This is a genomic window from Rhodococcus sp. IEGM 1381 (assembly GCF_030056795.1).
GTDB lineage: Bacteria > Actinomycetota > Actinomycetes > Mycobacteriales > Mycobacteriaceae > Rhodococcoides.
This window is the reverse complement of the sequence record NZ_JASHKQ010000001.1, coordinates 2077025-2101837: the sequence shown is the minus strand read 5'-3', so window position 1 is coordinate 2101837 and position 24813 is coordinate 2077025. Positions and strand designations below refer to the sequence as shown.

The 24813-nt window shown below is 63.9% G+C and carries 22 protein-coding genes and 1 tRNA gene; 11 read left to right on the top strand and 12 right to left on the bottom strand.

Annotated features, from left to right (window positions below; all coding sequences use genetic code 11):
• Positions 1 to 105: 105 nt before the first annotated feature.
• From QM797_RS09960 to QM797_RS09935, 6 genes are all read right to left on the bottom strand, one after another.
• Positions 106 to 1542, bottom strand: a complete 1437-nt coding sequence (locus tag QM797_RS09960) for a short-chain fatty acid transporter (protein ID WP_283275212.1) — start codon at positions 1540 to 1542, stop codon at positions 106 to 108.
• A 116-nt stretch (positions 1543 to 1658) separates the two neighbouring features.
• Positions 1659 to 2603 (bottom strand): Ppx/GppA phosphatase family protein, encoded by a 945-nt coding sequence (locus QM797_RS09955; protein ID WP_283275209.1) that lies wholly within the window; start codon positions 2601 to 2603, stop codon positions 1659 to 1661.
• Entirely contained in the window at positions 2600 to 3130 is a 531-nt protein-coding gene (locus QM797_RS09950; protein WP_283275207.1) for a DUF501 domain-containing protein, read from the bottom strand. The genes QM797_RS09955 and QM797_RS09950 overlap by 4 nt, the downstream gene beginning before the upstream one ends.
• Positions 3127 to 3678, bottom strand: coding sequence for an FtsB family cell division protein (locus QM797_RS09945; RefSeq protein WP_283275204.1), 552 nt, complete (start codon positions 3676 to 3678; stop codon positions 3127 to 3129). Before QM797_RS09945 ends, QM797_RS09950 begins: the two co-directional genes overlap by 4 nt.
• 192 nt (positions 3679 to 3870) lie before the next feature.
• Positions 3871 to 5157 carry a phosphopyruvate hydratase gene (gene eno, locus QM797_RS09940; protein WP_008718800.1) on the bottom strand — a complete coding sequence of 429 codons (1287 nt, stop codon included), beginning with the start codon at positions 5155 to 5157 and terminating at the stop codon, positions 3871 to 3873.
• A gap of 87 nt (positions 5158 to 5244) precedes the next feature.
• A complete protein-coding gene (locus QM797_RS09935) occupies positions 5245 to 5967 on the bottom strand; it encodes a lytic transglycosylase domain-containing protein (protein WP_283275199.1) in 723 nt (240 codons plus the stop codon).
• A gap of 177 nt (positions 5968 to 6144) precedes the next feature.
• Here QM797_RS09935 and efeU point away from each other — a divergent pair, with 177 nt between their 5' ends.
• The 6 genes from efeU (at position 6145) to QM797_RS09905 (ending at position 12790) form a co-directional block, all read left to right on the top strand.
• A complete protein-coding gene (gene efeU, locus QM797_RS09930) occupies positions 6145 to 7026 on the top strand; it encodes an iron uptake transporter permease EfeU (RefSeq protein WP_283275198.1) in 882 nt (293 codons plus the stop codon).
• Between the two features lie 14 nt (positions 7027 to 7040).
• Positions 7041 to 8180 carry an iron uptake system protein EfeO gene (gene efeO / locus QM797_RS09925; protein WP_283275197.1) on the top strand — a complete coding sequence of 380 codons (1140 nt, stop codon included), beginning with the start codon at positions 7041 to 7043 and terminating at the stop codon, positions 8178 to 8180.
• Positions 8161 to 9411, top strand: a complete 1251-nt coding sequence (efeB, locus tag QM797_RS09920; RefSeq protein WP_283275196.1) for an iron uptake transporter deferrochelatase/peroxidase subunit — start codon at positions 8161 to 8163, stop codon at positions 9409 to 9411. The genes efeO and efeB overlap by 20 nt, the downstream gene beginning before the upstream one ends.
• Positions 9412 to 9785: 374 nt before the next feature.
• Positions 9786 to 11516: a DEAD/DEAH box helicase gene (locus QM797_RS09915; RefSeq protein ID WP_283275344.1), complete on the top strand. Its 1731-nt coding sequence runs from the start codon at positions 9786 to 9788 to the stop codon at positions 11514 to 11516.
• Position 11517: 1 nt separating this feature from the next.
• Positions 11518 to 12060: a hypothetical protein gene (locus tag QM797_RS09910; protein WP_283275195.1), complete on the top strand. Its 543-nt coding sequence runs from the start codon at positions 11518 to 11520 to the stop codon at positions 12058 to 12060.
• An 88-nt stretch (positions 12061 to 12148) separates the two neighbouring features.
• Positions 12149 to 12790, top strand: a complete 642-nt coding sequence (locus QM797_RS09905; RefSeq protein WP_283275194.1) for a dihydrofolate reductase family protein — start codon at positions 12149 to 12151, stop codon at positions 12788 to 12790.
• A gap of 15 nt (positions 12791 to 12805) precedes the next feature.
• Here the strand turns inward: QM797_RS09905 and QM797_RS09900 are convergent, their stop codons facing one another.
• The 4 genes from QM797_RS09900 to QM797_RS09885 all read right to left on the bottom strand — a co-directional run bounded on the left by QM797_RS09900 (position 12806) and on the right by QM797_RS09885 (position 18584).
• A complete protein-coding gene (locus QM797_RS09900; protein WP_283275192.1) occupies positions 12806 to 13156 on the bottom strand; it encodes a hypothetical protein in 351 nt (116 codons plus the stop codon).
• Positions 13157 to 13302: 146 nt separating this feature from the next.
• On the bottom strand, positions 13303 to 14217 hold the full coding sequence (locus tag QM797_RS09895) for a nucleoside triphosphate pyrophosphohydrolase (protein ID WP_283275191.1): 915 nt from the start codon (positions 14215 to 14217) through the stop codon (positions 13303 to 13305).
• A 2-nt stretch (positions 14218 to 14219) separates the two neighbouring features.
• Complete coding sequence (gene mfd, locus QM797_RS09890; RefSeq protein WP_502942282.1) at positions 14220 to 17951, bottom strand: transcription-repair coupling factor; 3732 nt, start codon at positions 17949 to 17951, stop codon at positions 14220 to 14222.
• A 63-nt stretch (positions 17952 to 18014) separates the two neighbouring features.
• Positions 18015 to 18584 (bottom strand): TetR/AcrR family transcriptional regulator, encoded by a 570-nt coding sequence (locus QM797_RS09885; protein ID WP_283275190.1) that lies wholly within the window; start codon positions 18582 to 18584, stop codon positions 18015 to 18017.
• A 55-nt stretch (positions 18585 to 18639) separates the two neighbouring features.
• Here QM797_RS09885 and QM797_RS09880 point away from each other — a divergent pair, with 55 nt between their 5' ends.
• A complete protein-coding gene (locus QM797_RS09880) occupies positions 18640 to 19620 on the top strand; it encodes an alpha/beta fold hydrolase (protein ID WP_283275188.1) in 981 nt (326 codons plus the stop codon).
• Between the two features lies 1 nt (position 19621).
• Here the strand turns inward: QM797_RS09880 and QM797_RS09875 are convergent, their stop codons facing one another.
• Entirely contained in the window at positions 19622 to 20266 is a 645-nt protein-coding gene (locus QM797_RS09875; RefSeq protein WP_057479126.1) for a ScbR family autoregulator-binding transcription factor, read from the bottom strand.
• A gap of 189 nt (positions 20267 to 20455) precedes the next feature.
• Entirely contained in the window at positions 20456 to 21049 is a 594-nt protein-coding gene (locus tag QM797_RS09870; RefSeq protein WP_371833912.1) for a TetR/AcrR family transcriptional regulator, read from the bottom strand.
• Positions 21050 to 21430: 381 nt separating this feature from the next.
• On the opposite strand from QM797_RS09870, the gene QM797_RS09865 reads away from it, so the two are divergent.
• From QM797_RS09865 to QM797_RS09850, 4 genes are all read left to right on the top strand, one after another.
• Positions 21431 to 21501: transfer RNA gene (locus tag QM797_RS09865), tRNA-Gln, on the top strand.
• Between the two features lie 54 nt (positions 21502 to 21555).
• A complete protein-coding gene (glmU, locus tag QM797_RS09860; RefSeq protein WP_283275186.1) occupies positions 21556 to 23025 on the top strand; it encodes a bifunctional UDP-N-acetylglucosamine diphosphorylase/glucosamine-1-phosphate N-acetyltransferase GlmU in 1470 nt (489 codons plus the stop codon).
• Positions 23025 to 24008 carry a ribose-phosphate diphosphokinase gene (locus tag QM797_RS09855; RefSeq protein ID WP_283275185.1) on the top strand — a complete coding sequence of 328 codons (984 nt, stop codon included), beginning with the start codon at positions 23025 to 23027 and terminating at the stop codon, positions 24006 to 24008. The genes glmU and QM797_RS09855 overlap by 1 nt, the downstream gene beginning before the upstream one ends.
• 172 nt (positions 24009 to 24180) lie before the next feature.
• The gene (locus QM797_RS09850; protein WP_283275184.1) at positions 24181 to 24804 is read left to right on the top strand and encodes a hypothetical protein; all 624 of its coding nucleotides are present in this window, start codon (positions 24181 to 24183) and stop codon (positions 24802 to 24804) included.
• The last annotated feature ends 9 nt before the right edge of the window (positions 24805 to 24813 follow it).

The window sequence follows — 24813 nt, the reverse complement described above, 5'->3', positions numbered from 1 at the left end:
ACTCGAACCGACACTGTGCGGATTTTAAGTCCGCTGCCTCTGCCAATTGGGCTATGGGGGCCACCGCCGGAGTCGCGCTCCGGCGGTGACGATCATATCGGGCTACTACTGGGCCGGAATGACCGGCGGCACGAAGTCGAAGGTCATACCGAGAAGCCACACGAGCAACAGGACCACCGGGAAGTGAAAGATGAACTGCAGGAACGTGAATCCGATCAGATCGCGTGCGCGCAGACCCAGAACGGCCAGCAAGGGCAGCATGAAGAACGGGTTGATCAGGTTCGGCAGCGCCTCTGCGACGTTGTAGATCTGGACGGTCCAGCCCAGGTTCATCTGCACATCGGTGGCCGACTGCATCACGTACGGCGCTTCGACGAGCCACTTGCCGCCGCCGGAGGGAACGAACAATCCGAGCACGACGGTGTAAACGGCGATGACCACCGCGAAGCCGCCGCCGCTACCGATGTCGGTGAAGAAATTTGCGAGGTGCTCGGAGATCGTGATGCCTCCCCTGCCCTCCGCCTTGGTCAACATGGCCGCCATCGCTGCGTACGGCGGAAACTGCACCAAGATGCCTGCGGTGGCCGGAACTGCCTTGCTGACCGAATCGAGGAATCGGCGCGGAGTGCCGTGCAGTACGAGCCCGAGCATCAGAAACACCAGGAGGTACCCGTTCAGGCTGCTGACCACCGACAGCACCGGCAGTGTCAACAGTTGGGAGACAAGCCATCCCAGAGTCATCGCGCCGGCGAACAGCGGAAGAATGCGGCTGTATTCGAGCCACTCCCCCGGCCTGGTGCGCGGAGCCGGTTCAGCAACGGTGTCGTCCAGATCGATCTTCATGTCTGCGGCAGTCTTGATCGCGGCCCCCTTGGGAGCCGACACGTGTGCGATGACGACTGTCAGAACGATGATGATCACGCACATCAGCAGTGACTGCCACGTGAAAATTGTTGTCCCGAAGTCCAATACACCGGTGATGGACAACAGCGCGGGTGGCAAGGAACTTGCAGTCGCCTGCAACTGCGCAGCCGAGGACGACATTCCCAGCGCCCAGACGGCTCCGAGTCCCATGAACGCAGCAGCACCCAGCGCCCGGTAGTCCACTTTCAAATCGTCACGCCGCGCGATGGCCCTCGCCAACAAACCCGCGAACACCAAGCTCAGTCCCCAGTTCAGGAACGACACCGAACAGGACAGCAGCGCAACGAAACTGACTGCGCTACTGGAACTCTTGGGCACCTGCGCCAACCGAGTGATCAATCTGGCGACCGGTGGAGAGGTGGCCACGACGTAGCCGGTGAGAACGACCATCGCCATCTGCAGCGTGAAGGCGGTCAGGTCCCAGAACCCGTTTCCGAATGCGTCGACCACATTCTGCGGAGACGACCCGTTGGCGAAGGCAGCGACAGCAACGACCACCACGCCGACGAGGGCGAAGATGTACGCATCGGGGAACCACTTCTCGGTCCCCTTGGCGAGCGCTTGCGCTACGCGAGCCAGGCCTCGCTCGGCCGGTGCCTGCTCGGCGGCTGACGTCATCGGTGGTCCTCACCTCGAAGGTAGCCGTGACGTGGGCCACAGCACCTGTAAGGCTTCACCGAAACATGCAGCGATGCAACCTACATCGCCGCAGACCGTATCTGCAGAATTGCAGATCAGATCTTGATGGACATCGCGATTCCGTCGAGGATGTCGTGCTCACTGACCGTCAGCGAGCTCACGGCACCGCGTCGCTCGAATTCCTCGGCCAACACACTGCAGACGATTGCTCCGCCGCCGATGACGTCGACCCGTCCGGGATGCATGGGGCCCAACGCACTTCGCTGCGTGTGGGTCATGCCTATCAGGTCCTCGCATACCTCGAACAACTCCGAGAAGGGAACACGGGACAAGTGCACTGCGTCGGCGTCGTACTCGGGTAGTTCTTTGGCGATGGCCGCGATGGTCGTCATCGTGCCGGCCACCCCCACCCAGCTCGACGCGTCGCCGATCGACACGTCCTCGAATGCCTCGGCCAACTTCTCGCGGGCGTACTCACGCGCACCGTTGATCTCGTCTGCGGTGGGAGGATCCGAATGCAGGAATCGTTCGGTCAGACGGACGCAGCCGATGTTGGCCGAGAACGCCGCCTTCACGCCTTTGGCGTCGCCCAGTACGAGCTCGGTGGAACCGCCACCCAGATCGACAACAAGGAACGGCCCTGCAGCAGCATCGAGTTCACCGACTGCGCCGGCGAAGGACAACCGCGCCTCCTCGTCACCGGTGATCACCTCGGCTTCGGCACCGGGGATCACTTTGCCGAGTACCTCGCGCACCATCGAGAAGAAGTCCTCGCGATTGGACGCGTCCCGGGTGGCCGAGGTGGCGACCATCCTCACCGCCGTGGCCCCGGTCTTACGAATGATCTCCGCGTACTCGACCAATGCCACGCGGGTGCGTTCGATGGCCTCGGGCACGAACGCTCCCGTCGCGTCGACTCCCTGACCGAGTCGCACGATCCGCATCTCGCGGGCGACGTCGGCGAGTGACTTGCCGTTGTTGTCTGCGACGAGAAGGCGGATCGAGTTGGTGCCGCAATCGATCGCTGCAACCCTGGTCATTGTTTCTCCGCACGTAGTTCTTCGATGGTCGGCCAGTCGGCCGGAATAGCTTTGCCCCGCAACGAGTTCTCGGCCGCGAGCGCAACGGACTCGTCACCCAACGGGTTGACACCCGGGCCCTTGGCCAACGAGTGGCCGATCAACACGTGCAGGCACTTGACGCGATCGGGCATGCCGCCGCCGGTGAAATCTGTTCCGAGAGATTCGATCTCGTCACGCTCGGCCAGATACGACTGATGGGCGCGCAAGTACGCAGCAGCCAATTCTGGATCGGTACCGAGACGCTCGGTCATTTCCCGCATCACCCCGGCCGATTCCTGCCGGCTCGCCTCGGCTGTCAGCCGAGGATCCGTCAAGTAGAACAGGGTGGGAAAAGGCGTACCGTCGGGCAACTTCGGGGCGGTTTTCACCACGCCCGGCCTACCGTCCGGAGATCGGTACGCGATCTCGAGTACGCCACGCGGTTCACGTCCGAGCTGCGATGCGACCGCATCGAGATCTTCCTGCGAGACTGCCGAGGAATTCACCCGACCGGTCCTCCTTCTGGTTCTGGCACCGGCACGGCCGGCGCGGGTTCTGGCTGTACGACGGGCATCGGCGCGGACGTCGGCTCCGCTGGCTCGTTCGAACCCTGCGGCTGAACTGCGGTGTTCCAGAGGTCGGTGTACCAGGGACCCGTCGGCGCACTGTCGGTGGCGAGTTCCTCCAGGGTCTTGCCGTAGTCGCCGGGCAACTGCACCTGGTACGGCGTCTCCCCCGGCATCACGAACCGCAGTCGTTCACGAGCGTCGGCGGCGATGCGCGATGGTTCGTCGAGCTGAGATTTCTGTGTCCGGAGGTCGTCGACATCGTTCTGCAGAGCCTGCCGCTCGGCCAACACGGACTCGAGCTCGCTGCGCTGCGAGAAGTAGGTGCGTAGCGGTACTGCGAGCGTCAACGCCAGCGCGCACACCACAACGCCGAGAATGACGGCCCGTCCTGTGGACAGTCCGAGGAACGTCCGCTCCGGCATCTTGGGCCGACGAACACCGACGCGCCGGGGAGCGGCCTTGCCGCCGACCACCGCGTCGCGCACCTGCTCCGATGTTTCCGGCGGGGCGGCCGGCCGGCCGGAGGCGTTCTCGTCACGAGAGACGCCCCCGGACTTCGACCGACTCGAAGAGGAGGAGCGGCCGCGGGGTCGGGGATCACGTCCACCTGGACTGGTCCCGGACCTTCCGCGCCGTGCCATCATTCATCTCCACTTCGTGCGATACGTACCTGCCTGCTATCCCTCGTAATTGAACCGGGGGAAAGACAACTCGCCGGCGTAACGCGCCGCGTCGCCCAGAGCTTCTTCGATACGCAGCAACTGGTTGTACTTGGCGACGCGCTCGCTTCGAGCCGGAGCACCGGTCTTGATCTGGCCGCTGCCGACGGCAACCGCCAGGTCAGCGATGGTGGTGTCCTCGGTCTCGCCGGACCGGTGGCTCATCATCGTCTTGTAACCGTTGCGGTGCGCCAGATCGACTGCGTCGAGGGTCTCGGTGAGCGTGCCGATCTGGTTGACCTTCACCAGCAGCGCGTTGGCCGCACCCTTGACGATGCCGTCTTCGAGACGCTCGGGGTTGGTGACGAACAGGTCGTCGCCGACGAGCTGAACCTTGTCGCCGATCGATTCGGTGAGGGCAACCCAGCCGTCCCAGTCGTTTTCGTCGAGCGGATCCTCGATGGAGACCAGGGGGTAGGCGTCGACGAGTTCGCCGTAGAAGGCCGACATCTGCTCGGCGGACTTGGTCTCACGCTCGAAGGCGTAGCCCGTGCCCGCGGTGTAGAACTCAGTGGCTGCTACGTCGAGCGCGAGGGCGACATCCTGGCCGGGCTTGAGGCCGGTCTTGCCGATGGCCTCGAGGATCAGGTCGAGTGCTGCCTTGGTGCCGGCGAGATCGGGAGCGAAGCCGCCCTCGTCGCCGAGTCCGGTGGACAGGCCCTTGGCCTTGAGCACGGACTTGAGTGCGTGGTAGACCTCGGCACCCCAGCGCAGCGACTCCTTGAACGTGGGCGCACCGATCGGCGCGATCATGAATTCCTGGACGTCGACGCCACTGTCGGCGTGTGCGCCGCCATTGATGATGTTCATCATCGGCACCGGGAGGATGTGTGCGTTCGGTCCGCCGAGGTAGCGAAAGAGCTCGAGTCCGGTGGACTCGGCAGCAGCCTTGGCGACGGCGAGCGAGACACCCAGCAGGGAGTTCGCGCCGAGGCGGGACTTGTCGGGAGTGCCGTCGAGATCCAGCAGAGCCTGGTCGACGGTGCGCTGCTCGATGGCGTCAAGGCCGATGACCGCGGGCGCAATCTCGTCGAGCACCGCGTTGACGGCCTTCTCGACGCCCTTGCCGCCGTAGCGGTCTCCGCCGTCACGAAGCTCGACGGCCTCGTGCTCACCGGTGGATGCGCCGGAGGGGACGGCTGCGCGGGTCAACGTCCCGTCGTCCAATGCGACCTCGACCTCAACCGTGGGGTTGCCACGGGAATCGAGGATCTCGCGAGCTCCGACCTGCTCAATGATGGCCACGAATGCTTCTCCTAGTAACGGGGACCGGCGGACTGTGCCGGATGCAAGACTAGCCGCTCCCCTGCACAGCCCGCGATACACGGACTTCTACGGCCTGGTGCCCACCGAGTACGCGGCTGCACGATCCCGCACGTCACGCAGATACTGACCCGAGAGGTTGTAGGCCATCAACGCCGTCTCCCAGCCCTGTGCCGTCCGCAGATCGCCGCCCCGGGCGCACAGGTAGCGAGCCGCGGTCAACGCCGCATCGTCGATGTTGTCCGGATCTGCGATGCCGTCGCCGTTGGCGTCGACACCCCATTTCTTCCACGTCTCGGGGATGAATTGCATGGGACCCATCGCTCGATCGAACTCGGCATCACCGTCCATGACGCCGCCGTCGGTGTCCGGAATCTCCGCGACACCCGGCCCGCCGTCGAGAGGAATGCCGCGGATCGGCGGTGTGACGAGGCCGTCGGGCTGCACCGAGGATCCTTGGAACGTGCCGTGCCGGCTCTCGATGTAGCCGATGCCTGCGAGTGTCGTCCACGCGATTCCGCAGTCCGCGTCCGTCTCGGTCATGATCGCGGCCGCGTGCCCGTACGACGCGAGAGCCGTCACCGCGATACCCAACGCGTCGGTCTGCGGTTCGGCCCACGCGAGCAACAGATCGGCTGTCCGGCCGGGCGCGTTGAACTCGATGGCAGGCACGGCGGTACCCGGTCCGGGCGGGATGCCCTCGGGAATTTCACGCTTCGGCTCGATGCTGCCGCATGCCGTGAGCGCAAGGAGGACCGACGCGGTGGCGAGCACGCAGATTCGTGAGATCACCTCACCATCCTGCACACGCAAGGTAATAGAAAGCTAAAGGCCCGGAAAAACCCAGTTCAACGTGCATTCGACCGGCGTTGCAGGGTGTATGTTTCTGTCAACCTTCACGCATGAGGGTCGCCTACCCTTCGCGAGGGAAGGCGTACCAATGTTAGACGCACCGCAGGAGCACGATCCATGCCAGTTCTCGCCGCCGCAGGCTCAGCGCCGTCGATCGCCACCCAGATGTTCGGCAGTGGCTTGATCGGTCTCCGAGAGGGTCTCGAGACCGGCATCGTCGTCATGATCCTCGTCGCGTTCCTCGTCAAAGCGAACCGGCGCGATGCACTCAAATGGGTGTGGCTGGGCGTCGGGCTGGCCGTCGCCATGGTCGCCGCGGTCTTCTTCGTCATCCACTACGGCACATCGACGGTCACCGGACTGACCGCCGAGATCATCGCAGGCGCAGCATCGCTGGTGGCGGTCGCCATCGTGACGGCGATGGTGCTGTGGATGCGGACCGCCGCGAAGAACATCTCCGGCGAACTGCGGGCGAATATGGAGAAAGCACTCACCGTCGGACCTGCTGCAGTGCTGACGCTCTCGTTCTTCGCCGTCGGCCGCGAAGGCGTCGAAACCGCATTGCTCATGGTCGGCTACGCCGAGAACACCAACGGCAGCTTGTGGCCGCTGCTCGGTCTTCTATTCGGCATCGTCGTCGCTGCCGTGCTGACGGTGTTCCTGTACTTCGGTGCCGTGCGCATCAACTTTGGCGTCTTCTTCAAGTACACCGGCATCTTCCTCATCGTGGTCGCCGCCGGAATCCTCGCCTACGGCATCCGCGCACTGCAGATCGGCGGAGTTCTGCCCGGTGGCAGTGCTGTCGCCTTCGACATCAGCGCTCACTTCGACGCCTCGAGCTGGTACGGCACCGTGCTGGGCGGCATCTTCAACTTCCGCCCCGAACCCACTGTCCTCCAAGCGATTGCATGGGTGCTCTACATCATCGTCGTGTTGTTCCTCTTCCTCCGCCCGGTCCGCGTTCCGACGGCTCCCGAGCCTGTACTTCAGAACTCCTGAAAGGCACCACCATCATGCGTCGTTCCACCTTCGCTCTGGCCGCGGTCGCGGTTCTGCCGATAGCCCTGGCCGGATGCACCGAGAAGTCGTCCAATGAGGCCGCATCGGGCGATATCGCCGTCACCGCGACCGACTCCTCCTGCGACGTGAGCGCATCCGAGGGCACCACCGGTAACTCGACCTTCCAGATCACCAACAACGGCAGCAAGGTCACCGAGTTCTACGTCTACGGCGACGGCGACCGCGTCATGGGCGAGGTCGAAAACATCGGACCCGGCCTGACCCGTCAGCTCATCGTCGCCCTGCCCGACCCCGGCACCTACCAAACCGCCTGCAGGGCAGGCATGGTGGGCGACGGTGTCCGCGCCGATTACGTCGTCACCGGCGACTCCGTCCGCACCGCAGGCGAGGACGGGCTCCTCACCGAGGCCGCCGCCGGCTACAAGCGCTACGTCGTCAGCCAGATCGACGCGTTGCAGGACACCACGGCATCCTTCGTGACCGCCGTCAAGAGCGGGGACGTAGCGGTAGCCAAGGCCCAGTTCCCCATTGCGCGTAGCTATTACGAGCGTATCGAGCCCGTGGCCGAGAGCTTCCCCGACGACCTCGACCCACGCATCGACCTGCGTGAGCCGGACGTGGAGCCAGGTGCCGAGTGGACCGGATTCCACCGAATCGAGAAGGACCTGTGGTCGCAGGGGCTGCAGCCGGACACCAACGCGATGGCCGATCAGCTCGAGGCCGACATCACCGAACTCGCCGACAAGATCAAGGCCGACGACTTCACCATCGACCCCATTCAGGTGGCCGGTGGCGCACAGGGATTGCTCGACGAGGTAGCCAAGACCAAGATCAGCGGTGAAGAGGACTTCTTCTCGCACACCGACCTGTGGGACTTCCAAGCGAACGTCGACGGCTCCCAGGCCGCCATCGCCGCGGTGCGCCCGATCCTCGACGAGCGCAACGCCGAGCTCGGCACTGCCATCGATGCCCGCTTCGCAGAACTCGACGCCGAACTCGCCAAGTACCGCAGCGGCGACGGCTTCGTCTTCTACGACACGGTCACCGAACCGCAACGTCAGGAACTTTCGAACAAGATCGATGCATTGTCCGCCGAAGTGAGCCAGGTGCAGGGTGTCGTTGCCGAACAATAAGACTGGACAATTTTCCCGACGGCGCCTGTTCGGTGCCGTCGGGACGGGGGCTGCACTCGTCGGAGTGGGAGCCATCGCCGGACACGCGACGGCGTCGGGTGCCGAGCTGCCCACATCGGATGTCGTCGAATTCCGTGGCGACCACCAGGCTGGAATCGTCACCCCGGCACAGGATCGCATGCACTTCGTCGCGTTCGACATCACCACCGACTCACGCGACGATGTCGTTGCGCTGCTGAAGAAGTGGACTCTGATGGCCGAACGTCTCACCAAGGGTGAGGAGACGTTCGACGGCGGCGCCGTCGACGGTGGCGAGTACAACGTGCCGTCCGATACCGGCGAGGCACTCGGCCTGACTGCGTCGTCGCTGACGTTGACGATCGGATTCGGTCCGTCGATGTTCGACCGATTCGATCTGGCTTCGAAAAGGCCTGCGTCGCTTGCCGATCTGCAGCACTTCCCTGCCGACAACCTCGATCCCCGACGCTCCGGCGGCGACCTCTGCATCCAGGCCTGCGCCGACGACCCCCAGGTTGCCGTCCACGCGATCCGCAACCTCGCTCGCGTCGGGTTCGGCACCGTCTCGGTGAAGTGGTCGCAACTCGGCTTCGGTCGAACCTCGTCCACCTCGACCACCCAGGCAACGCCGCGAAACCTGTTCGGCTTCAAGGATGGAACGGCCAACCTCAAAGCCGAGGACCCGTCGTTGCTGGACGAGAACGTGTGGGTTGCTTCCGATGACGATCAGGAATGGATGGCAGGCGGCTCTTACCTCGTAGCGCGTCGAATCCGCATGCTCATCGAATCATGGGACCGCACCACGCTGAAGGAACAAGAGCGAGTGATCGGGCGCAGCAAGGGATCCGGTGCCCCGCTCGGTCAGAAGGACGAGTTCGACGCACTCGATTTCGAGTCACAGGGCCCCGAGGGCACATTCATCGACAAGACTGCGCACGTGCGCCTGGCGTCGAAGGAAAACCTCGGTGGCGTCCAACTCCTGCGTCGGGGATACAACTTCACCGACGGATCCGACGGCTTCGGACACCTCGACGCCGGACTGTTCTTCATCGCCTACTGCCGCGACCCACTGACCCAATTCGTCCCGATGCAATTGGCCCTGTCCCGCAAGGACGCATTGAACGAATACATCCAACACGTGGGCTCTGCGGTGTTCGCTTGTCCCCCCGGCGTCGGAGAATCCGAATACTGGGGTTCGACGCTGTTCGAGTAGGTCGGTTGCCCGTTTGCTGGTGAATGGACCCTCCCCGGTTCGGATCAATGCGGCTTTGTTGCATTCTGGCGACTGAAACCCACATTGATCCCAACCGAGGGACGAGGGGTGGGACTCTGGACGCGGGCGGGTGAACCCTGAGTCCAGCGGAGAACACCGAACCATCTGGGTGTCAACTTTCGACGTAGGGTCATAAATTTCGTTCTTTTGCAACAGTTTTCGGAGATATTTCGAGTTTGACAGAACTGTGCGGCCTGCTTATGTTCTAGCGGTTCGGATTCGTCGCCGACTGCTCCTCGAAGGGATTCATGCCCCTCCCCCAGACCCCCGAGAGTTCTACGTCTTCGCACGCCACGTATCTCGTCGATCGTCATATGTTTGCCCTGTGGACCTGGTCGTCCGGCAGTGTCGGATCTCCCCCGCCCGTCGGTGATGCCCAGACGGTCACGCTGGCAGTTCCGACACCGGACCTTTCGGGGTTCGAGGTATCCGACGTCGACTGCGCGTTGATAGAGCCCGATCGACTTGCCGACGTTGTTCTCGATTCTCCCGGTGCCTCGGTCGATGCGTGGCGGACGCACCTCACGGGCGGCGATTCTGCCGTGCCGATCGCTGGGCATGCGGTTCCCGATGCCACCGGGAAAGCGGTGACATCGGCGGAACACGCCGTCACCGCCTTTCGCCATACGACGGCGGTCGCCGCAGAACTGCGCACAGCGCTTGTCGCAGAGATGCGGCCCTACCAGGTGCGCGGCGTGAGTTGGCTTCGTGAGACCGTGTCCGCCCACGGCGGTGCGGTGCTCGCGGACGAGATGGGGCTCGGCAAGACACTGCAGGCAATCGGCTACCTCGTCGGGCGCGCCGACGAGGGGCCGCAGGTGGTGGTGAGTCCGACGTCGCTGGTCGGGAACTGGGCACACGAGATCGCTCGGTTTGCGCCGGACCTGTCGACCGTGATTTGGCGCGGAGTGCCGCTGCCTGCGATGGACCCGAGAACGGTAGTGCTCACCGGGTATCCGACATTGCGCACGCACGGTGAGCAAATCAGCGATCTCCGTTGGGCCACTGCAGTATTCGACGAGGCGCAAGTGTTGAAGAACCCGCGCACACAGATCTCGAAGGCCGCACGAACCATCGACGCCGACGCGACCATCGCGATGACAGGCACACCCGTCGAGAATCATCTCGAGGAATTCTGGGCGCTGCTCAACCTCGTCGCACCGCAATTGTTCGGGAACAAGACCCAGTTCCGGCGTCGCTTCGTCACACCGATTGCGGGCGGTTCCGCTGTCGCCGCCAACCGGCTCCGGGCAGCGATCGAACCGGTTGTGCTGATGCGAAAGAAGTCTCAGGTCGCCGGATCGCTTCCTCCGAAGATTCATGCGGACCTGATATGCGACCTCACCGAGGAACAGCAGCGGTTGTACGACCGCGTCCTCGATCAGGCGATCGACGACGGCTTCGGCGATGGCGTGCAACGCCAGGCCCGCGTGCTGGCGGCTCTGACCGCACTGAAGCAAGTCTGCAATCACCCGGCACTGGTCACGGGCGACTCCGACGATCTGCCGGGGCGGTCGGGGAAGCTCGACCTCTGCACCGACATCGTGGCCAACAACCTCGAAACCGATTCGCCAACAATCATCTTCACTCAATATCGCAAGACCGGCGAGCTTCTCGTGCGGCACTTCGCCGAGCAGTTCCGAGTGTCGGTGCCGTTCTTTCACGGTGGCCTGAATCAGGAACAACGGGCAGATATCGTTCGACGCTTCCAGTCCGACGGCGGTCCTACCGTACTGGTTCTGAGCCTCAAAGCCGGCGGCACCGGGCTCACGCTGACGCGCGCGGCAGACGTCATCCATTTCGACCGATGGTGGAACCCAGCCGTCGAAGCGCAGGCTTCGGATCGCGTGCACCGGATCGGGCAGACTCGCACCGTCACCATCACCACGCTGACCAGCGACACCACCATCGAGGAGCACATTGCGGCCATGCACTCGCGAAAATCGACGCTGTCCGACGTCGCCGATATGTCGGGTGTAGCCGAGCTGGCGAAGCTGGACGACGACCGGCTCGTCGACACTCTGCGCCGCAAGCGAAGCCGCTGACATGGCGGACGACGACTTCGGCTACACAGCGTGGGGGCGAGACTGGGTTCGACTCGCCCAGCCGTTACGCGTGACCCGACCCGACCCACGGATGCCCCGCGCCCGCGCGCTGGCGAAGGGCGCAAAAGTGGAGGTGACGATCAGTGCCGGCAAGATCCGAGGAGCCGTCGAACACGGGCGCACAATACCTGAGGTGTTCCTCGAGGTGGCACCGATGTCGTCACCTGCTCTGAACATCATCACCACCCAATTACAGGGCACCCGAACAATTCTCACCGACGAGATGTACCGCGCATGCACCGAGCGAGGTCATCCGCCTGTACCCACGCTCACCCGGGTCGAGTGCACATGTTCCGACAGCACCGGTCGTTGCGTCCACGTACTGGCCGTCTTCTACGACGTGGCCCGGCGCATCGACGACGACCCGCGACTTGCCCTCGATGTTCTGACTCCGTCCGACGGCCCTCACGAATCCGCGGCGATCCCACAGCGATGGACCGCACTCGATGCCCTTGATCCCGCCGACTACTTCACTGTGCGATAGTCGGTGTCGAGCTCAGTTCAACGATGAGTTTGTGCAGTCGCTTCGGTCTACACGTCGTACACCTTCGTCATCGACATCGGGAGCACACATGGGACAGCTGGTTCGGGTACAGAATTTCACCGTTTCGAGCGATGGGATCGCTGCGGGAGTGGACCAGAGCTTCGAGAGCCCGTTCGGTCTCGACCATCTGGCACTGATGAGGTGGTACTTCGCCACCGCCAGCTTTCCTGGAAACGCCGGTTCGGGCGGCAGTCACGGTCTGGACGACTACTTCGCCCGCGACTTCGCGAACAATATCGGTGCCGAGATCATGGGCCGACACAAGTTCGGACCTCAGCGCGGGCCGTGGGCCGACCACGAATGGCAGGGCTGGTGGGGCGAGGAGCCGCCGTTCCACACCCCCGTTTTCGTACTGACCCACCACGAGCGGCCGTCGATCACACTGTCCGACACAACGTTTCACTTCGTCGACGGCGAACCCGCCGAGGTGTTGAAACAGGCAAAGGAGGCGGCCGATGGTAAGGACGTGCGCCTCGGCGGTGGCGTCACCAGCATCCGGGAATTCCTCGACGCCGATCTCGTCGACACCATGCACATCGCCGTCGCGCCCATCAAATTCGGCTCGGGTCTGAAGCTGTGGGATTCGCCCGACGAGTTGAACGACAGATTCGAGCACGAGGTCGTCCCCAGCAGCAGCGGCGTCACGCATCACCTGTTCTGGCGCAAGTAACAGCAGGCTCTCGGTTCAGGGCGTGAGGGCGATCGCCGCGCAGAACAGCAGCACTGGACCGATCAAAACCAGAGCGACAATTATTAAGCAAACCACCATGATTCGGCTCGGTGCCGATCGACGCATCCCGAGCACCGACGTGACGAAGCTGGCGAACCACGCGAAGACGGCGAAGCCGGTCCCGACCCGCAAACCAGTCCGTGCCGAGCGGTCGTAGTCGAAACCCATCAACAAATCAGTCGCTACCGGGTTGGCGAGCGCCCAGTAGGTGGCAAAGCCCGCCACCAACATCAGCGCGCCGCCGAGGGCCGTCCAACCGCCGGTCCATGTCTTCTCGGATTCTCGTTCGATCAGGTTCGTTGTCATGACCGATAGCCTGGCCGACCAGACACCACGCACACATGAGTAGCGCTACTCGAGAGATCTGAGCAATTTCCGCCCGCGTGGATGGCGCACTGCATACGTCTGAACAGTGCAATGGTCCATTGACGCGGCTGGGTGGTGGAGTGAAGTCAGCCCCGCAAACCCCAGTGCTCGATCCAATCCAGTGCCGACATCTCTCCGGGCGCGATGCCCGCGTTACGGGCGGATGCTTCGGCGTTGCGGATCAGGGATGCAAAATCCAATACCCGACGCCGCAGTGCGTCCTCGGCACTTTCTCCACCGTGCGAATGGTCGACCCCGATGTGTACGACGCGAAGGCCGTCGGGAACGAGTTCGTCGGGTAGGCCGGCCTTGGTGGCTCGTCCGATCACCTTTTGAGTCAGGGCGAGTGACGGCTGCGACAAGGCGATGCCGTCGATGCAGGATCCTCGCGCCTTCTCCGACGCCTTCTTCTCTTCCCAGGCGCGCTCTTGTTCGACGATGTCGATCGGTCCGCCGTCCCGGCGACCGAGGTGCGGGCTGCGGTGGGTCAGTTTGGCAACAAGTCCCGCGGCTACATCGTCGATATCGAATGCATTCTCGGCGGCGTTCTGAGCAATTCTGGAGTGAAAGAGCACCTGCAGCAACAGGTCTCCGAGTTCCTCGCGCAGGTCGTTCAGGTTCCCTGCGGCTATCGCGTCGAGAAGTTCGTAGGTTTCTTCCAACAGGTAGCCGCGCAGCGATTCGTGGGTCTGCTGCGCTTCCCAGCCACCGACGGTGTGCAAACGGTCCATCAAGTGCACCGCCGCGATCACGTCGTCACCGGGCAACTTCTCGGCAGCGATGACTCGTTCTCCGCGCGCGATCCGGTCCTGGACGTCGGGGTTGGCCGGGTCGGTGCTGACCAGAACAGGATCGACGGCATCGGGCGCAGCGGTGCCGGAGAACAGCCATCGCACCCTCACCGGCACTTCTTCGGTGAATTGCACTGCACCACCGAGGAATTCGACAGCATCGACGGGTACCTGTGCCGGACGAACGGGGTCGAGCAGAACTACCGTCACCGCTACACCCCCACTGTTTGCTCCAACAAGACCGACCGAGATGGCTTCCCGTCCAAGGATAGGATGAGATCGGCGATGAACTGCACCAATTCGACGTCGCGTACGCGCGCCGCCCCCACGCCGCCACCCTCGACGCGAGGCAGCGGCAACTGCACCACCCCGGTCGTCGCCCGGTAGGTGGCGCTGGGATAGAGCCGCTTGAGGCGAATTTGCTTGGAGTCGGGCAACTCCATCGGAGCCAGTTTGACCTGGGTTCCGGCGACGTTGACGTCGGTCAAGCCGTACTCCTTGGCGATCAGCCTCAACTTCGCGATGGAGACCAGACGGCCGACCTCCTCGGGAAGGGGCCCGTACCGGTCGACGAGTTCGTCGATGACGGCGTCGATACCAGCAGAATCGGCTGCCGCAGCGAGTTTTCGGTAGCCCTCGAGGCGCAACCGGTCGCTGGTGACGTAGTCGGGTGGAATGTTGGCGTCGACGGGAAGGTCGATGCGGACTTCCTTGGGCGCCTCGTCGGTGGTGATGGGTTTTCCGTCGGCGGCCGCGCGGTACGCCTCGACCGCCTCACCGACGAGCCGAACGTACAGGTCGAATCCGACGCCTGCGACGTGTCCGGACTGCTCTGCTCCCAGAACGTTTCCGGCACCACGGATCTCGAGGTCCTTCATCGCCACAGCCATACCGGCACCGAGGTCGGAGTTCTGCGAGATGGTCGCCAGCCGGTCGTAGGCGGTCTCGGTGAGCGGCTTCTCCGGTGGATACAGGAAGTACGCGTAGCCGCGTTCGCGGCTGCGCCCCACTCGGCCACGGAGCTGATGCAGCTGGGACAGGCCGAGCGAATCGGACCGCTCCACGATGAGTGTGTTGGCATTGGAGATGTCCAGGCCGGTCTCGATGATGGTGGTACACACCAGCACATCGGTCTCACGTTGCCAGAACCCCTGCACGGTGCGTTCGAGTGTTTCCTCGTTCATCTGACCGTGCGCGGTCGCGACCCTGGCCTCGGGCACCAGATCACGAATCTTCTTGGCGGCCTTGTCGATCGAGCTGACTCGGTTGTGTACGAAGAACACCTGACCGTCACGCAGCAACTCGCGCCTGATGGCGGCCGCGACCTGCTTGTCGTTGTACGCGCCGACGTATGTGAGCACCGGGTGGCGCTCCTCGGGCGGGGTGAGAATGGTGGACATCTCGCGGATGCCGGCCAGGCTCATCTCGAGGGTTCGCGGAATCGGCGTCGCCGACATCGTCAGCACGTCGACGTGCGTGCGGAGCGACTTGATGTGCTCCTTGTGCTCGACGCCGAAACGCTGCTCCTCGTCCACGATGACCAGACCGAGGTCTTTCCAGGCCACACCGGTCTGCAGCAACCTGTGTGTGCCAACGACGATATCGACTGTGCCGTCGGCCAACCCGGCCATGACTTCCTTGGACTCGGACCCGTGCGTGAAGCGGGAGAGCCCCTTCACCGTCACCGGGAACGACGCCATGCGCGCGGTGAAGGTCTGCAGATGCTGTTGCGCCAGAAGCGTTGTCGGAACCAGGACGGCCACCTGCTTGCCGTCCTGCACCGCCTTGAACGCGGCGCGCACTGCGATTTCGGTCTTGCCGTACCCGACATCGCCGAGAATGACGCGGTCCATCGGGACCGCCTTCTCCATGTCGGCTTTCACGTCGGTGATGGCGGTCATCTGGTCGACCGTCTCGGTGAATCCGAACGCATCTTCCATCTCGAGCTGCCATGGAGTGTCGGGGCCGAAAGCGTGTCCGGGAGCTGCCTGCCGAGCAGCGTACAGCTGCACCAGCTCGCCAGCGATCTCACGAACTGCCTTGCGCGCCTTGCGTTTGGTGTTGGCCCAGTCGGATCCTCCGAGCTTGCTCAGAGACGGCAGCTCGCCTCCGACGTAACGCGAGAGCTGATCGAGCGAGTCCATGGGGACGAATAAGCGGTCCCCGGGATGGCCGCGCTTGCTCGGCGCGTACTCGACGACGAGGTATTCGCGTCGGGCACCACCGATGGTGCGTTCTACCATCTCGACGAATCGGCCGATGCCATGCTGATCGTGCACGACACTGTCGCCGGCGACGAGCGCGAGGGGATCGACCTGATTGCGACGCTTGGCCGGAAGCTTGCGCCCCTCCCCCGCCGCGGCGACGCGGTTGCCGGTCAGATCGCTTTCGGTGACGACGACGAGCTTTGCATCGGGGAACACCAGGCCGTCGTGCAGCGATCCACAGAGGACGTTGACGACGTCCGGGACCGGAACGGCGCCGGAATCGAGATGCGCTGCAGGCACTTCGGCCTCGGCGAGGCGTTCGATTATGCGGGTGGCGGTACCGGCACCCGCGACGGAGATGACTGCGCAACCACCGGTGGCGATGTGCGCCCGCAGCGTCGCGAACAGGGCCGTCAACGCTTCCTCGGACCCCCGCACCTCCGGCACCGAGTCGACAGCGAGTTCGACTTCTTCGCCGTTTCCAGAGGCGAGTGGGCTGATGGTCCACCACGGCCGACCGTGAACCTGAGCGGACTCGCGAACCTGTCGCAGTGACCGATACGCCGAGGCACCGAGATCGAGGGACGCACCTTCGAGGCTGGAAGTGTCGAGGGTCGAAGTATCCAGTGGCGCGGCTCCGCCGATCGACGCTGCCGTCCACGACGCCTCGAGGAATTCCTGCCCGGTGCGCACCAGATCTGTTGCGCGCGTGCGGATTCTCTCAGGGTCGCAGAGCAGGACGTGTGTTCCGGCGGGGAGCGTATCGGCGAGCAGTTGCAGTTCGCCCGGCTGCAGCAGTGGAAGCAACGCCTCCATTCCCTCCACTGGGACTCCGGCGGAGAGCTTGTCCAGCATCTCCACCAGCGCCGCATCACCCGCGTTGTCGGCGGCGAGCACCGCGGCGCGATCGCGGACCTCCTGAGTCAGAAGCAACTCGCGGCACGGCGGAGCAATGACCAGATCGACCTCGTGATCAGGCAACGAACGCTGATCGGAGACCGCGAACGCGCGGAGTTCGGTGATCTCGTCGCCCCAGAATTCCACGCGCACTGGATGATCTGCCGTCGGCGAGAAGAGGTCGAGGATGCCGCCGCGGACGGCGAACTCGCCACGCTTGCCCACCATGTCCACACGCAGATATCCGAACTCGACGAGACGGTGGATCAACCCGTCGAAGTCGATGTCCAGCCCGACCTTCAAGGTCACAGGCTCGATTTCACCGAGGCCAGGGGCCATCGGCTGAACCAGCGAACGCACGGTAGTGACGATGACGCGCAGCGGTTGGCCGTAATCGGCGTCAGCCGGGCGAGCCAGCCGGCGAAGCACGTCGAGGCGTTTGCCGACCGTGTCTGCGCTCGGCGACAGGCGTTCGTGCGGAAGCGTCTCCCATGACGGGAACATCGCGACACCGTCGCCGAAAATCTGGCGGAGTTCGGCCGTGAGATCGTCCGCTTCACGTCCTGTTGCGGTGACGATCAGCAACTGGGTGTGCTGCGCGATCGCAGCAGCGACGAACGGACGAACCGAGTGCGGACCGATGAGAGTGTGCTCGGCGGTGCCGATCGCGTCGGCAACAGCCACCATCGACGAATCCGTCAGCGCAACGCTGGCCAGACCCGACAGTTGAAGCGCCGCGTCGGGAACGATCGGGGCCGGCCCGGATGGCGAAACGGCAGGCAGAGAATCGGAAGACAACAGCAATGCTCCTACAAGCGATTCGAGGCGACGGCTGCGCATGCACAGTCATCAGCGAGTCTATGGGAGTACGCCGACACCCCGGCAGGCGGGAGACACGCGGGCTCAGCTCAGAGCTGCGTCGAGCATCGCTGCGAGTGATTCAGCGGCAGCAGCCGAGTCGTAATCCGGGTCGTGCAGGCATTCGGTGACGATCGCGTCGATCGCGCCGCCGGTGATGATGGCGAGCGTGCGCGAATCGACGCCCTGAACACCACGAACTCGTACGGACGCGTCGATGATGTCGGCCAACGGCCGCCATCGCTGCTCCGGCGTATGCCCGGCCGTGGAGTTTCCCAGCGCCTCGATCAGCATACGCGTGTGCCGGGGGTGAGCGCGGAGATGACCGACCATGGCACGTACGTATGCCTGAGGACCTTCCTGCTTGGGAACTTCCCCGACCGCAGCAGCCACGTCCTGGACGAGCGCATCGAGAACGCAGCGATACGCCGCTTCCACTACCGCATCCTTGCTTCGGAAGTGGTACAGCACAGCCGCTTTGGTGATGCCGGCGTTGTCTGCGATGCGCGCGAGCGAGACGTTCGAGTAGCCGTGCTCGGCGACCGCAGCGATCGTGACGTCGATCAGCTGCGCGCGCCGGGTGCGTTCGATGAAGCTCGGTTCCTTCGTTGCCACGGACGCCAGCTTACCGTACGGTAAAAATACTTACCGATCGGTTAGGAGACCATACATGAACGAACGAGTACCGAAAAGACGCCGTCGATACCTCCAGGTCGCAGCCGGGGCGTTGACCGTCGGCGCGCTCGCCCTCACGTTCGCACTCCGATCCCCGTCACCTGTGGGGCATTGGAACAGCGCCGCAAGCGAGGACCGATTTCTCGCCGCGTACGACCGCGCCTTCGAAGACTTGCCCACCCCGGCGGAGACAATCGAAGTTCGCACCGACTACGGCGTCGTCCGCGTATATCGGTTCGCCGGGACCGGAGGCTCGACGCACCCGCTACTTCTACTGCCCGGGCGGTCTTCCGCAACCCCGGTCTGGGCTGCGAATCTTCCGGGCCTGCTGACGATCGGGGACGTCTACACCGTCGATCTACTGGGCGAACCGGGACGCAGCATCCAGGAACGGCCGATCACCGACGACGAGGACCAGGCCGCGTGGCTCGAACAGACACTCGACGCTCTGCCCGCCGACAAGGTGCATGTGATCGGGCTGTCCATCGGTGGGTGGACGGCGGCCAATCTGGCAGTGCACGACAGCTCTCACATCGCCTCCCTGACACTGATCGACCCGGTGGAGGTGTTTTCCGACATCCCGTGGAACACCGCGATCCGCGCTCTCCCTGCCGCCGTACCGTGGCTGCCGAAATCCTGGCGGGACAGCTTCAACTCCTACACCGCCGGCGGTGCCGAGGTACAGAACGTTCCGATTGCAGACATGATCGAGGCCGGAATGCAGGGATACTCGCTGAAACTGCCACAGCCCACGCGCATTACCGAGCAGCGCCTCTCGACACTCGACGCGCCGGTGCTGGCCTTCATCGCAGGCAGGTCTGTGATGCACGACGCCGATGACGCCGTCGCCACAGCAGAAAAAGCGCTTCCCGACGGGACGGTGCGGCTCTACCCCGACGCCTCACACGCGATCAACGGCGAATACCCGGATCGACTCCGAGACGACATTGCGGGCTTCGTTGCGAAGAACTCGTGAATTACGGGCCGAAGCGAATGACTCGGCGGGCGGCGAATTCACGGAAGTAGTCCAACTTGTTGGCAGGCACCAACGCCGGCAGCAGGTAGTACCAGAGGCGCTCCATACGCGAGGGCAATTCCTCGGTAGTAGAGGTGGCGACCGCGACCATGTGCGCGCCGGTGAGAATCTCGAGTACGAGCGAACCGATGGTGCGCGAATCCGAGTTGGGATCGATGTCTCCCTGCGCGATCGCCTTGGCGGCGAGCCTGTCGAACGACTCGCTCCACCCGGCCATCACATTGCCCTCGGTGCCTCGGTAATCACCGATCTGATGGCTCAACCTGAGCATTGCCGAGACCATGGGATCGCTGACCGAGAGGTCGACGACGATGTAGGAGATGCCGATAGCCGCCTCCAGGGCGGGAATTCGACCGTCGTTGAACTGCGAGCAGGCCGTGGTCAAGCGAGTGTTGCCCTCGTCGATGACCGCGCGCGCCAATTCTTCCTTGGAGCCGAAATGGAAGTACAGCGCGCCTTTGGTGACCTGAGACTGAGAAATGATTTCGCTGAGGCTCGCGTTCGCGTACCCGAGGCGCAAGAAAACGTTCGCTGCGCCCGCGAGCACGGTGTCGCGGGTGATTTCAGCGCGGGCCTGCCTGACCATGGGTTCCGCCTTCGCAATTCTGTACTGCCACTGCGCAAATTACGCCCGAACGGTACCACTGAGTGGCTTTACGTCTCATGCCAACATGCATCGGTCCGGTTGAGCACTACGCCGAGAGTGACGGAGCTCTCATGGACGACAAAGGGGACGATACCCCTTTTTTCACCGCGAAGAGACGAAACCGAGTACTCATTCCTCGGTTAGTCGAGGGTTCGCTTCCAGGTTTGTCAACCCGTTCCAGCACAGGTTGACAACATGTGCCGCCACCACTTCCTTGGACGGAGTGCGCACGTCCAGCCACCACTGCGCCGTCATCGACACCATTCCGACCAGCGCCTGGGCGTACATCGGGGCGAACTCGGGATCGAGGCCGCGGCGCGAGAAGTCTTCGGCCAGCATGTGTCCGACGCGTCCGATGGCTTCGTTGAGCAGTGACGAGTACTTGCCGTCCTCGGCAGAGGCAGGGGAATCACGAACGAGAATGCGGAAACCGTCGGTCCGATCCTCGATGTAGGTCAGCAGGGCAAGTGCGACACGTTCGACGCGAATTCGCGACCGATTGAGATCGAGCGATTTGGTGATCATGCCCAGCAACGTGGACATCTCACGGTCGACGATGACGGCATAGAGGCCTTCTTTACCGCCGAAATGTTCGTAGACGACCGGCTTGGACACGTTGGCCCGTCCGGCGATCTCCTCCACCGACGCGGCCTCGTAGCCACGTTCGGCGAACAGCGTCCGTCCCACCTCGATCAACTGCTCACGACGCTGGGTCCCGGTCATCCGAACCCGAGGTGAGCGTTCTTGCTCCGAGGCTGACATGGAAACCGCTTCCGTTACCGACCGTGCATTCCTGACGCCGGAATCGACGACCACCTCACCCTAGCGATGCCCGATCCAGGTAGGAGTGGAGCCTGCGGAACGACCAGAACGAGCAGGAGTGGAGCCTGTCGGAACGACCAGAACGAGTAGGAGTGGAGCCTGCGGAACGACCGGAGTGGACGGTTGGCGTGCCGGTGGGAACGACGGAGGAGGTCTGTTACGCGTCGCGGTTCGACTCACCACTACCTCTCATGCGAGGATCGTTCCGCTCGGTGGGAGCGCAACGGCTTCACGAATGCGTCGTTCGATTCGTTGGCCACTGTCTGTACCACCGGTCGATTATCCGCCGTGGTGTAATGGCAGCACCTCTGATTTTGGTTCAGATAGTTCAGGTTCGAGTCCTGGCGGCGGAGCGAGCAACATCATTCACGCATGCCCGTCTTTCGCGTTACCGCCTGAGGAGCTCAATGCCTGTGCAGACCGCCGTGGTCGTTCTCGCTGCGGGTGCAGGTACCCGAATGCGCTCGAAGACCCCGAAAGTTCTGCATCCTCTGGCCGGCCGCACGATGCTCGCGCACGCCCTCCACGCGGCCGCCGACCTCGGGCCCGACCACCTGGTGACCGTCGTCGGACACGATCGTGAACGAGTCTCTGCCGCCGTGCACGATCTCGCTGCCACCCTGGGCCGCACCATTCATACCGCTGTCCAGGATCGACAGTTGGGTACCGGACATGCCGTGCAGTGCGGCCTGGCCGCGCTCCCGGACGACTTCGAAGGCACGATCCTCGTCACCGCGGCCGACGTCCCGCTGCTCGACGGACACACCCTCAAGGCCTTGCTCGACGAGCATCTGAGCGCTCCCCGCCCCGCGGCCGCGACGGTGCTGACCTTCGTCCCGGACGATGCCAACGGCTACGGCCGCATCGTTCGCACCGACGACGGCGAGGTGGCCGAGATCGTCGAACACGCCGATGCCACCCCCGCTCAGGTGCTGATCAACGAGGTCAACTCCGGCGTCTACGCATTCGACGCGGTGGCGCTGCGCACCGCACTCGGCAAACTCAGCACCGCCAATGCCCAGCACGAGCTGTATCTGACCGACGTCGTCAAGATCAGCAAGGCCGACGGCAAGGCCGTCTACGGCACCCAACTCGCCGATCCCGATCTGGTGGTGGGCGTCAACGACCGTGTCCAGCTCTCGCATGTCACGTCGGTACTCAATCGCCACATCATCGAGCGGCACATGCGAGCAGGCGTCACCGTCGTGGACCCGTCGACCACGTGGATCGACATCGATGTCACCCTCGGTGCGGACGTTCGCCTCGAGCCCGGCGTGCAGCTGCACGGCAAGACCCATATCGCCGACGACGCGGTCGTCGGGCCGGATTCGACCCTGCGTGACGTCGAGATCGGGGAGCGCGCGTCGGTGGTGCGAACCCACGCCGAGCAGGCCGTGATCGGACCGGACGCGACGGTGGGACCGTTCACCTACCTGCGTCCCGGGACCGTTCTCGGCGAGGGCGGCAAGCTCGGAGCGTACGTCGAGACGAAGAACTCGACGATCGGCAAACACACCAAGGTCCCCCACCTCACCTACGTCGGCGACGCCACGATCGGCGAGCACAGCAACATCGGCTGCTCCAACGTCTTCGCCAACTACGACGGTGTCAACAAGAGCCGCACGGAAATCGGATCCCACGTACGGACCGGTTCCGACTCGACGTTCGTCGCTCCCGTTCACGTGGGCGACGGCGCTTACACCGGCGCAGGAACAGTGATTCGGGAGGATGTCCCTCCCGGCGCACTGGCCGTCTCCAGTGGCAAGCAACGCAATATCGAAGGCTGGGTCATCGACAACAGGCCCGGAACCGAAGCTGCGCAGGCAGCGGCGCTCGCAGATCGTGATCGGCACGAACAAAAGGACGGCGAACAGTAGTGAGCACCCCCAATTGGATCGACAACCAGAAGAACCTGATGTTGTTCTCGGGTCGAGCACATCCGGAGTTGGCCGAGCAGGTCGCCAAGGAACTGGGCATCGAGATCACCCCGCAGACGGCACGTGACTTCGCCAACGGCGAGATCTTCGTACGCTTCGAGGAGTCGGTCCGCGGATCGGACGCGTTCGTTCTGCAGTCGCATCCGTTCCCGCTCAACACCTGGCTGATGGAACAGCTGATCATGATCGACGCTCTCAAGCGTGGATCGGCCAAGCGCATCACCGCGATCCTCCCGTTCTACCCGTACGCCCGCCAGGACAAGAAGCACCGCGGCCGTGAGCCCATCTCCGCTCGCCTCGTCGCCGATCTGCTCAAGACCGCGGGTGCCGACCGCATCATCACCGTCGACCTGCACACCGATCAGATTCAGGGCTTCTTCGACGGCCCCGTCGATCACATGCACGCGCACAGCCAGCTCGCCGATCACATCCGCGGCAAGTACAGCCTCGAGCACATCACCGTCGTCTCCCCCGACTCCGGCCGCGTCCGTGTCGCCGAGAAGTGGGCGGACTCCTTCGGCGGCGCACCGCTGGCCTTCATCCACAAGACGCGTGATCCGCTGGTGCCCAACCAGGTCAAGTCCAACCGCGTCGTCGGCGAGGTCGAGGGCCGCACCTGCATCCTGATCGACGACATGATCGACACCGGCGGCACCATCGCAGGAGCGGTGAAGGTGCTCAAGGAAGCCGGCGCGGGCGACGTCGTCATCGCGGCGACCCACGGCGTTCTGTCCAGCCCGGCCGCCGAGCGCCTCGCCAACTGCGGTGCCAAGGAAGTCGTCGTCACCAACACCCTCCCGATCAGCGACGAGAAGCGCTTCGAGACGCTCACCGAGCTGTCGATCGCCCCCCTGCTGGCCCGCACCATCCGCGAGGTCTTCGAAAACGGTTCCGTCACCAGCCTTTTCGACGGCAGCGCCTAGTACCCCTGGGTCGTTCCGCAGGCTCCACTCCCGACCTCCAGGTCTGTTTCACCCCGCCCTGCCCACTCTCCGTCCGCACTGCATGAACTACGTCACGTCGGTGACCGGAATATGCAGCTCGCGAGACGGGGGTGTGTGGGGCGGGTTTCGTTGTCACCTAAGATGACTCGTCGTGATCGACGCGCACTCTCTCAACGGCCCGGCTGGAACTACTACCGTCAGAATTGCTCGATGGACGCCGGGCGGGTGCGTCTGGTGCGGCAGCACCGACGGCGTCGAAACCTTTCGGAACGAGCCTCGCTGCGGTCTGTGCCGCGAGAAGGAAGCCGTCATCGACGAGGCCAAGCACTTCATCGGAATGTACGGTCTGCGGCCCCTGGGCGGCACCCTCGCATCCGAGGACGACGAAGAGCGCGAGTACCGCGTCACCGCCCGCGATGCACGTGAGGTCCTCAACCGCATTCGACTCGAGAAGCTCCCCGACCCGGCCGCCGTGCGCAAGGCGTTGCGCCCCAGGGCCGCTGCCGCGGTGAGCGCCGCGGCGTCGACGTCCACCCCGGCCAAGGCTCCGACCAAGAAGTCGCAGGCAGGTGTCTCCGGAATCGACGCGATCGAGCTCGAGTCCCGAGTGCACAAGTTGCTGAACCAACTCACGACCGTCGACGAGCAGATCAGCGCCCTCGATGGCGTACAGGGCCTCCCCGCACGCGCTCGCATGAAGGATCTCGAACGCCAGCGGACCACCGTGCTGACGACACTGGCTGCGCTCGAGAAGGCTCGTCGCCGCACCAACTGATCCACGTAG